This window comes from Paenibacillus sp. A3 (assembly GCF_001399685.1).
In the GTDB taxonomy this organism is placed as follows: domain Bacteria; phylum Bacillota; class Bacilli; order Paenibacillales; family NBRC-103111; genus Paenibacillus_G.
This window is the reverse complement of record NZ_JTHN01000337.1, coordinates 1-3,167: the sequence shown is the minus strand read 5'-3', so window position 1 is coordinate 3,167 and position 3,167 is coordinate 1. Positions and strand designations below refer to the sequence as shown.

Below are 3,167 nucleotides of genomic sequence, written 5' to 3'. Positions count from 1 at the left end.
CCAGTGCGAGCTACGGCATCTATTGCGCACAAATCGCCGGTTTGCCCGACAGCATCATCGAGCGCTCTTACGAGCTGCTGCATACGTTCGAAGCGCGGACGGAGCTGCTGCAAGGCCGGATTCAACCGGCGGCCGGCAGCACGAATGAGCCAGCGGGGCAAGATGCCGGACTGCCCGAGACGACGACTCCGAACGGAGCGGGGACGATCGCGGAGGCTTCCGCGCCGGATGCGCAAGCGGCAGTCCGTTACGCCGTGGAAGCCGCTATCCCGGCCGTACCGCTACAAGCGGAACGACTGGACGCGGCAACGAAGGAGCCTGAGGTAGGGGACATCGTGCAGCTCAGCTTGTTCGCCGTCCACGAAGCGAAGCCGGAGAAACCGTCCAAGCGCGACGCCAAAACGGACAAAGTGCTGGAGCAGCTGCGCTCGGCCGATCTAATGAACATGACGCCGATGACGGCGATGAATTTTTTGTACGAGTTGAAGAAACAGCTGCCTAATTAAGTCTTATCCATTACTTCGAGAAGAGGAATCTTTGATGAATACTTCCAAAAAATTTCCAAAGTGGCGTCGACAAACCGTCTCGACGATGCTGGCGTTAACGCTGTTGATTCCTGCCGCTTCTCCGGTGCTTGCCGCAGACGCGAAGTCGGCTGCTGCCGAACGGATCGCCGAAGTGTTGGATGCGCTGGAGAAAAACCATGTAAGCGGGCCGAAGGCGGACAAGCTCTCCGAAACGGGTATCCAGGCGATGGTAGAGTCGCTGGGGGACCCATATACGCAGTATTTCACGCCGGAGCAGCTGCAATCGTTCGAGGATGCCGTTGAAAATCAATATGTCGGCATTGGCGTGCGGGTAGGCATGGAGGAGGAAGGCGTATACGTTGCGGACGTATTCGCCGGTTCTCCGGCGAAGGAAGCCGGGATGCTTCGTGGCGACATCATCGTTAAGGTCGGCGACGAACCGGCGGCGGGCAAAAAAATCGACGAAGTAACGTCCAAAATTTTGGGCCCGGTCGATACGGAAGTCCGCTTGCAGGTATTGCGCGACGGACAAACGAAAGAATTGACCGTCAAACGGAAGAAGGTGCAGATTCCGACGGTTGTCGCCAAGCGGTTCCAAAACGTCGGATATATCGAAATCGCCAGCTTCTCCAGCGATGCCGACGAACTGGTCAGCAAGGAACTGAGCGCGCTCAAGAGCCAAGGTATCCAAAGTCTGATCGTCGATCTTCGCGACAACCCGGGCGGTTTGCTCGAAACGGCACAGCAGCTTGCCCGACTGTTCGTCAAGCAGGGGACGCTCATTCATACGCGCGACCGCAACGGTGTCGATCAGCCGGTCGAGTTCGCGAACGGGACGACGCAGCCATTCCCCGTCTTTTTCCTGGTGAACGGGAACAGCGCGAGCGCCTCGGAGGTGCTGACGGGAGCGCTGCAGGACTACGGTGCAATTACGGCGATCGGCACGAAAACGTTCGGCAAAGGAAGCGTGCAAAACGTCATTCCGCTGAAATCGGGCGGCGCGGTCAAAGTGACGATTGAGGAATACTTGACGCCGAAGCTGCGCAAGGTGAACCAGGTCGGCCTTGAACCGGATAAAAAAGTCGAAGGCGCAATGGCGCAGCTGCTGACAGCGATTCGCGCCGCAGGTGCCAACCGGATCGACTTGACGCTCGACCGGCACAGCGCCACGGTGAACGGCACGGAAGTGCAGGAGTCATTCGATGTTATTCGCGAGAACGGGCAAACGTATGTTCCGGCCCGTGTGCTGGCAGCTCTTCTGGGCGCGAGCGTCGAGTGGAACGAAGCTGCAAGATCGGTTCAGCTTGTAGCAGGGGATGCCAAAACTACGTACACGCCGGCTGCGGCCGATTTCGTGCTCAAGAACGGCACAGGCTACCTCAACGTAGCGCAGACGGCCGCAGCCTTTAACGGTCTGAGCTGGAAGGACGACGGCAAAACGTTGACACTGGGTGCGAACTGATTTCGGAATGGCCCTATGAAGGAGCCGGATTCCGATTCTTGGCCGGACTTTTAAGGAGACCTGTTTATGGGTAAAATAAACATTTTAGACGAACATATTGCGAACCAGATTGCGGCGGGCGAGGTGGTCGAGCGTCCGTCCTCCGTCGTGAAGGAATTGGTGGAGAACGCGATCGACGCCGGAAGCACGAGAATCGACGTCGCGATTGAGGAAGGCGGGCTGGAGCTGATCCGCGTGACCGATAACGGCTCCGGCATGGACCCGGACGATTGCGAGACGGCTTTCTTCCGTCATGCGACAAGCAAGATTGCGAGCACGCAGGATTTGTTCGCGATCCGCACGCTCGGCTTCCGGGGCGAGGCGCTGCCGAGTATCGCCGCCGTGTCGAAGGTGGAATGCCTGACCGCGCCGGATACGAGCGGGCTCGGCTGCCGTTTTGTCATTGAAGGCGGCGCCGTCCGCTCAAAGACGGAAGCGACGGCTCCCCGGGGGACGGATATTGCGGTGCGGGAGCTGTTTTACAATACGCCTGCGCGTCTAAAATATATGAAGACGATCCAGACGGAGCTTGGGCACGTCACCGATTATATTTACCGGCTCGCGCTCGCGCATCCCCGGATTGCCTTTACGTTAAAGCATAACGGACATACGTTGGTACAAACGCTTGGTAACGGCGATTTGCTCCAAGCTATTGCGGCGATATACGGCACTACCGTCGCGAAAAGCATGCTGCCCATTCGCGGGGAAACGCTCGATTACCGGCTGGACGGCTATATCGCCAAGCCGGAGCTGACCCGGGCCAACCGCGGCGGCATCTCGACGGTAATCAACGGCCGCTACATCCGCAACTATCCGATGGTGCAGGCGCTTCTGCAGGGTTATCATACGCTGCTGCCGATCAACCGGTTCCCCGTTGCGGTGCTGCATGTGCAGATGGACCCGACGCTGATCGACGTCAACGTCCATCCGGCGAAGCTGGAGGTGCGTTTCAGCAAGGAAGCGGAGCTGATGCAGCTCGTCGAGCGCGAGGTGCGCGAGACGCTCGGAAAGCAGCGGCTGATCCCGGCCGCAAGCATGCCGGCGGCCAAACGGCCGCAGGAGGCGGTCGTGCAGGAGCAGCTGGAGCTGTACCGGCCGCAGGCGTCGGCTGCCCGGCAGCCGACGCCTGCGGCCGGTAC

General features: G+C 59.4%; 2 protein-coding genes and 1 pseudogene. All 3 read left to right on the top strand.

Annotation, left to right across the window (positions count from 1 at the left end):
• Positions 1-506: pseudogene (locus QJ48_RS37825) on the top strand (DNA mismatch repair protein MutS); the annotation flags it as partial.
• 34 nt (positions 507-540) lie between these two features.
• The gene (locus QJ48_RS34335) at positions 541-1,989 is read left to right on the top strand and encodes a S41 family peptidase (RefSeq protein WP_054977756.1); all 1,449 of its coding nucleotides are present in this window, start codon (positions 541-543) and stop codon (positions 1,987-1,989) included.
• Between the two features lie 66 nt (positions 1,990-2,055).
• Positions 2,056-3,167 (top strand): DNA mismatch repair endonuclease MutL (gene mutL, locus QJ48_RS34330; protein ID WP_157261856.1); only part of this gene is annotated, 1,112 nt, incomplete at its 3' end.

Bases quoted from the DNA above. Each gene is read 5' to 3' on its own strand.
- QJ48_RS34335 (WP_054977756.1), top strand. From the start codon at position 541: ATGAATACTTCCAAAAAATTTCCAAAGTGGCGTCGACAAACCGTCTCG.